5 protein-coding genes are annotated in these 6,818 nt (G+C 42.1%); 3 read left to right on the plus strand and 2 right to left on the minus strand.

Translation table 11 applies throughout. The annotated features are described in order from the left end of the window. Nucleotides 1–344: 344 nt before the first annotated feature. Together BCT81_RS00200 and BCT81_RS00205 are read left to right on the plus strand one after the other, a co-directional pair. The gene (locus BCT81_RS00200; protein ID WP_102422925.1) at nucleotides 345–800 is read left to right on the plus strand and encodes a hypothetical protein; all 456 of its coding nucleotides are present in this window, start codon (nucleotides 345–347) and stop codon (nucleotides 798–800) included. 9 nt (nucleotides 801–809) lie between these two features. Further along, nucleotides 810–1,829, plus strand: a complete 1,020-nt coding sequence (locus BCT81_RS00205) for a diguanylate cyclase (RefSeq protein ID WP_102422926.1) — start codon at nucleotides 810–812, stop codon at nucleotides 1,827–1,829. A gap of 275 nt (nucleotides 1,830–2,104) precedes the next feature. Here the strand turns inward: BCT81_RS00205 and BCT81_RS00210 are convergent, their stop codons facing one another. Next, entirely contained in the window at nucleotides 2,105–4,543 is a 2,439-nt protein-coding gene (locus BCT81_RS00210; RefSeq protein WP_102422927.1) for a bifunctional diguanylate cyclase/phosphodiesterase, read from the minus strand. A gap of 3 nt (nucleotides 4,544–4,546) precedes the next feature. Further along, a complete protein-coding gene (locus BCT81_RS00215) occupies nucleotides 4,547–5,578 on the minus strand; it encodes a spermidine/putrescine ABC transporter substrate-binding protein (protein ID WP_102422928.1) in 1,032 nt (343 codons plus the stop codon). A 417-nt stretch (nucleotides 5,579–5,995) separates the two neighbouring features. On the opposite strand from BCT81_RS00215, the gene BCT81_RS00220 reads away from it, so the two are divergent. Then, nucleotides 5,996–6,793, plus strand: coding sequence for a PhzF family phenazine biosynthesis protein (locus BCT81_RS00220; RefSeq protein ID WP_102422929.1), 798 nt, complete (start codon nucleotides 5,996–5,998; stop codon nucleotides 6,791–6,793). Nucleotides 6,794–6,818: the final 25 nt, after the last annotated feature.

Below are 6,818 nucleotides of genomic sequence, written 5' to 3' on the forward strand. Positions count from 1 at the left end.
GAGTTAGACAATATAGGCTGATGATATTTACAACGGCTCACAGCAGTTAATTGGGCTCTTAAAATGACTTACGTTCGATTAAAGGTTATGCAGTGTCACGGAATATCGCTACTAAATGCCCCATTTTTCTTGTCAATTTTATCAGTCACTACGTATTCACACGGGGAATTGGATTACTGAGGGAGTAAAAGAGCTCGTGCTATTTAAAAGACTCTGCTGATAGTCGCAATACGGTTTGAGCTGGGATGAGTGAATGTTTTAGGCAAATTAAGCCTTGGTTAGGCGAGTGATGCGCACAATTTGAACTAGACTCAATTTAGTGACCTTTTTAAATGGAGTTTAAAATGAGAACTACTCTTCTTGTCTTCCTTTTATCGTATTCGCTGTCTGTGCTTGCATCTTCGAATTTATCCGTTTTCGAGCATACGGGTAAAAAGCATGAATTGAGTCGAGAGCAACTACTGCAGTTACCTCAAACTGAAATCACAACAGCGCTTCCATGGAGTGAAGGTGAATATGTATATGGTGGCGTTACTCTGCAGGTCGTTTTAGAAGGTTTGGAGTTATCGATGCCACCTCTGGTTACTATTGTGGCTCTAAACGATTATAAAGTGGCGATACCAAAAGAAGATTTTTATGACCATCAGCCGATTATTGCGATTAAGCGAAATGGTCAGTTTATGCCGGTGAGAGAGAAGGGGCCGTACTGGCTGATCTATCCCTTGTCGTCTAAGCCTGAAATCAACAATACCGATTTCCACGCAAAAATGATCTGGCAGATACGAGATATTCATTTGTAGAGGGCTATCATGAAAAAACTGTTTCCCTTGTCTACCATCAAGATCGCCGTTTTGGCATTGGCTGTGGTGGTGCTTAGTGTGAATATCTACAGTGTTACGCGTATTAACGATATCAATAAGAGTTTTTCGAGCCGACAAAACGAAGCAACGTGGTTTGTTTTTCAATTGGTAAAGGAATATGCGAATTTCATGATGGTGAGCCGTTCAGGCAACCTCAATTATGATGAATTGCGGTTAGCCTATGATATTACCTGGAGTCGTTTTGATATTTTACTAAACAGCAATGAGTCTTCTAACTTCATTAAAGCTGCGAACTTCAAGCCTTATTTCTCTTCAGAATTTGAAAAGTTTAAATCGTTAGAGTCTTCAATAAAACTCGTTCAGGAGGGGGAGTTGTCGAGGGAATCACTGCAGAAAAAAATCGCTATTTGTTACGACACGCTGGTGGACTTTATTAATGAAAAATTTCGACTGCAAAGTCCTGTGATTGAAGAGAATACCTCATTAGTCGAAAGGCTGGTAAAAATGCACATGTTTAGTAGTGTGCTTCTCGCATTAGTTCTGATCGCGACTGGCATAATTTTTTACGCTGATTTTTCAGCTAAAAGAAGGCTTTACACTACAGACTTCATCACAGGATTCCAAAATCGTGTTTCCTTGATGAAATTTATTAAACATAATTATCCCAAAGAGAGTAATTTTGATCTCTATTTTGTTCGCATAAGAAACTTGAGTGAAATTAACCAGAAATATGGCCTTGAATATGGTGATTTGGTAGTGAGCTCAGCTGCTAAATCTTTGTCGGCCAAGATTCCAGAGAGTACGGTTTCATTTCGTAGCAGTGGCAGCCAGTTTTTATTCTTTATACCCGAGCACCTCTACGCGAGCAATGAGATACAAGAACAGTTTAAAGACGTTCTGAGTGACTATATTGCAGCTGGTAACTTAGAATTGATGATTGATGCTGTTGTGAGGCACAAGAAGAATATCAGCTCCAAAGATATGATGGAACTATTAACCAATATGTAACGTCACAGTGAGGGTCATAGCTTAGCTTTTATTCGCCTTTATTAATCCCGTAGAGTCACTTTCTGCTTTCCTGACGGTACGAAGTACATATCAGAGAGCTTTGATTCTTTATATGCCCTCGTGGTCAAAAACGTCTTCCCAAGCCCCCAGAAGCTATTGAATACAGCATCCCCCTAGATTTAGGAAGAAGGCTCGAGATAAAGCTAGATTGTTTGTTAGCGTTGGTAGGCGACAGCACTGCTGTTAATGCAAAAGCGCTTTCTCTCTTTCGCTTTTTATTGGTTGCTTTTCTGGCACAGTGCCACGATACGATCTTCATTGATCTCGTCAAGCATCGAACATTGCTCTAGGAAGGTATTCGGCTTGTGGTCGCGGATGAACTCGATAAACTCAGTGTAAGTGAGTGGCTGGCTAAACAGATAGCCTTGTATCAGGTCACAGTTGGCTTTGCGCAGGTACTGGTACTGCTCTATACATTCAACGCCTTCTCCGACCACCAAGGTGTTACAGGAATGTCCCAAATTAACCATTGATTCCACCATTTTACGGTCCGCTTTGTCATAGACGATATGATCGATAAAACTCTTATCAATTTTAAGTTCGTCGACAGGGTAATGAAGCAACTGATTAAACGCTGTGTAACCTGTGCCAAAATCATCGAGTGACACTTTTAGCCCCAGGCTTCGGATGCTCTCAATTGTCTGCACCGTCAGTTTGGTGCTTTTCACATAACTGGTCTCAGTGATCTCAATGATGATATTGCCTGGTGGCACTTTAAAACGTTCTATTACCTTGCGAATGTTGTCTGCGAAATTACGGTTATAGAGCTCCATCGCCGAGATATTGATAGATAAGGTACCTTTGTATTTATGGATATCGGAAAGCTCTTTGTAGCTTTTAATCGCCATTCCTATTACCCACATATCGATTTTCGATATCAAGTTGCTTTTTTCTGCGACTGTTACAAATTCGTCTGGTCCAGCTTTGATATCAGCGAGAGCAGGACAACGAATAAGACATTCAGCACCATCGATTTCTAATGTCTTTGCATTAAATATGGGCATAAAGCGTAGCTCAAAGTTATCGCTCTCACAGCACTCTAAAAGCCTTTTCTCGATAATATCGTGTCTTTTTAAGGAATGGATGAGCTCTTCGCCATAAACGATGCGACTATCTCCGTCACTGTGAGCCTTGGCATTTATCAACATTGCATCGATACAACGGTGCCAGATCTCTTCAAATTTAGGGGTGTCAACCGGGAGCACGCCCGTAGCGATAGTTAAACGAAAGCCATAGTAATCAAGGAAGGTTGTGCCGGTTAAGGCGTTATTGATGTTCTCGATCTCTTCGTTTATCGATTGGTGTTCAGCCATTTCTAGTATGGCGATGAATTGATTGCCTCCCAGCCTTGCCAATGAATAATCACTGCAACTAAAGCCAAAGGAAGATTGTTGATTTTGTAACGTTTCTCTAAGTGCTTTCGCCAAGCTAATTAGCACGTTATCACCGACTTTTGCGCCGTATAGGTCGTTAATCTTCCTAAAGTCCATGATGTCCCAGCAAACTAAGTAGCAGCGTGTACTCATCGAGCTTTTTAGGCGCACATCAAGATGTCGAATGAATGAGCGGCGGTTAGCCAACTTAGTTAGTTGGTCAAATTCAGCTTCAAATTTCAGTTCTGTTAGTGAGTCGATATACGCATTCTTTAGCCCGTCAATCTCACTTTGTCCTGATGAACGTTTAAAGTACCTGAGTTTGAGCCCTCCAATCGATATTTCGTGGAGAAGGTCTTTGAGCGGACGCACCAATTGGTAACGCACTACCAAATGAACAATGAGCATGATAAAAGACAAAGTCGCTAGGAATCCTAAGAAGGTGTGCTGAGCGATCATGGCTTTTTCCATGTTAAATTTCTGTTCTCGAATGTTGACTTGAGCAAGGAAGTGACGACTGTTCATTTGAACGTTAATACTGTCTTTATTCTGTTCAAATGACTTGATAATAAACTGAGTATTTTCAATGTTTTCTGGTTCATTTGATGGTTCAATCAAAAGTTGCATGTTGTCGTCGTCATTATAGCTAATGAGCAAGTTTGAGAGCTGCTTTAGCGGACCGTCTGCAATTAAGATGTATCGGTTTGAGCTTGTGTTGGCTCGTTTATCTTGAGGAACTAGGTAAGGGTCGATGGCGGCAACATAGGCATATCTTAATCCACCATTAGCCGATATGTATGAAAAGCCCTCTTGGGATAGTTCAGTTTGGTTGATTAATGAGGTGTAAATGTCGAAGACCCGCTCGTAGATACTGTCCGGTATCTTTAAGTCTTCAAAAGGGTCAACTCGTAATGTCGATAGTGTGAGTTTAAATTTTGGATCAATGATGTAAATGTTGCGTTGACCGAACTGATTAACATGGCTTTGATTGAGAACTCGCAATACTCTTTTTTCTAAAAGAGATAGGGTTGTATAGTCAGTAGGATTTTGAATGTAACGCAAGAATTGTAACGATGAACTGATATCTTTGACGAGCAAAGATAGCCCCAATTGCTCATATTCAGCCGCAACCAGCGCGGTATTAACATCGGACTGCACTTCGTCTAAGTACATGTGCTTGGTGTGGTTTGAGGCGAAGTTGTAGGTAATGAATCCCGAGACTGCGAATACGAGTAGCAGTGCTGGGATAAGTACAAAATACAGTTTCTTCAATACAGGCATTTCTTATCTCAAACTATCAACAATACGATTACGAATTTGAAGGCTATTCGGTTCAAGGGGCTGATACAGATAGCTGCGTTCTAGTACTTCTTGGCTAGGGAAAAGCTCTGGGTCGTTTTGATACTCTTGAGAGGTCAAAGCCTTAGCTTTTGAGTTTGGTGTGGCGAACCAGGAGTCCATTGCGTTTTGAGCTGCAATTTCGGGTTGTGACAAAAAGGAGAGTATCGTTGATGCTTGTTCTGATAGTTCTCCGTTGTTAATCGCTGCGATGCACTCCAACCAAAGGGTTGTGCCTTCTTGAGGAACGATATAGGCCCATGATGCTTCGGGATCGACCTCATTCAATATGTAACTGTCTCCAGAATACCCGTAAGCCAAGTCTATATTGGCCAGTCTTTCTGGGCGGTGGATATAGTCGACGACGTATTCATTACTCTCAAGGTGGGGCTTTTGAGTTTGCAAGGTTTTGTAGGCAACTCTCAGCTCCTGCTCATTGTTTGTGAATGGTTCGAATTGGTTGAGTAGAAGTGCAGCACTCACGAGATCTGTTGGCTCGTAATACATACTAATTCGGCCACTGTTTTCGGTTTCAGGATCCAATATGGCTTTCCATGAATTAGGAGTGTCGACTTTATCGCTACGGTACAATATGCCCGATGTTCCCCAAGCATAAGGGATGCCATAGTCGCCGCATCCATCAACCCATCGAGAGTCAAAGTTGTTTGCGAGAGATTGCTGCATGCCACTGAGGTTGTGAAATAGGTTTTGCTCAGCCAACGCTTTGAGCTTCATACTCTCGATCACAACCAGTTCAAAGGCACCGCGGCGTTCGCTCAATAGGACTTCATCACGAATCGATTCGTCTGAAAAGTATTGCTGTTTTAATGCAATGCCATAGGTGTCATTCAATTTTTCAATGACGCTCTCGGATAAAAACTCATCCCAATTGTAGAGATAAATTTCATGTTGTTGACCAAATACTAACCCAGGCGAAAAGGATGCGGACACGAGAACTGAAACATAAAATGCCTTCACTGACGGATTCCTTTCTCTTCTTTGTTTAACTAGATCCTAGCGCAAAATTTGAGACCTGCTTCAAATTTACGCCTCTAATTCTACTTAAACATTATGCTGCGCACGCAATTGCCTAGGTTTTACTTGAAGTAAAACCATCAGCATGGTGTTAGTTAGCGCTATCCCAATCGCTAGGTTTTCGATATGGAGCGACGGTGAGAAGCGATAAAACAAAGCGCTGAAAAAGGAGGAGACGCTCCAGAGCAAGCTTAATGGGTCCATTCTTCTAAATCATGCTGTTGTTCGATAACTCATTATTTATCATTGGCTTATTCTATCGGTCACCCCTTGAGAAATTTTGACTAATGACTTGTGGCACAAGGAGTTTGTGCTTATTGTGGTCGAACGTTGTCATTCATTTCAATCGTCGGAGACATTGTGGATTTAGAAATATATCAAGTCGATTCATTCACTAGCCAAGCTTTTAAAGGCAATCCTGCAGGTGTCTGTATTTCTCAACACGTGTTGGATGAAGCATTAATGCTTTCTATTGCGGATGAGATGGCGGTTCCAGAAACGGCTTTCCTTGCGTTAGAATCTATGACTCTTAAGTGGTTTACGCCGGAAGTAGAAGTTCAGCTGTGCGGGCACGGCACTTTGGCGACGGTTCATGTGATGAAAGAAAAAGGACTAGTAAAAGCCAGTGACAGGATCGTATTTCAGACCTTATCTGGTGATTTAACTGCCACAGTTTGTGACTCGTCCATCGAGTTAGACTTCCCGGGTACTCAATTATCAAGTGTAGAGGTTGATACTAGGCTGTTGGAACATCTAGGTATTGAGAACAGTCAAGTGTTGTCATACATGGAGTTCGACTCTAAAACGTTTATCGAGGTGACCAATGAGCAGGTTGTTTTAGACCTAACCCCCAACTTTGATGCCCTCAAGAAGATGAAGGGTAGAGGTGTTGTGGTGACCGCGCTTTCATCCAATATTGAGCTTGATTTTATCTCTCGCTATTTCGCGCCTTGGGTTGGCACGAATGAAGACCCAGTAACTGGCTCGGCGCACTGTGCTCTCACGCAATACTGGGCTCAGAAACTGAATAAGTATTGTTTTAATGCATACCAAGCCTCTCGTCGTGGAGGCTATATTTCGACAGAACTTCTGGCTAATGGACGCATAAAGTTGATTGGCTCTGCGAAAACCGTGATCAGTGGGCGCTTGAAGGTTTAGATATCACTTAGGAACGAATATCACA

The sequence above is a fragment of the Vibrio sp. 10N.261.52.A1 genome, from assembly GCF_002876325.1.
GTDB classification, from domain to species: Bacteria; Pseudomonadota; Gammaproteobacteria; order Enterobacterales; family Vibrionaceae; genus Vibrio; species Vibrio chagasii.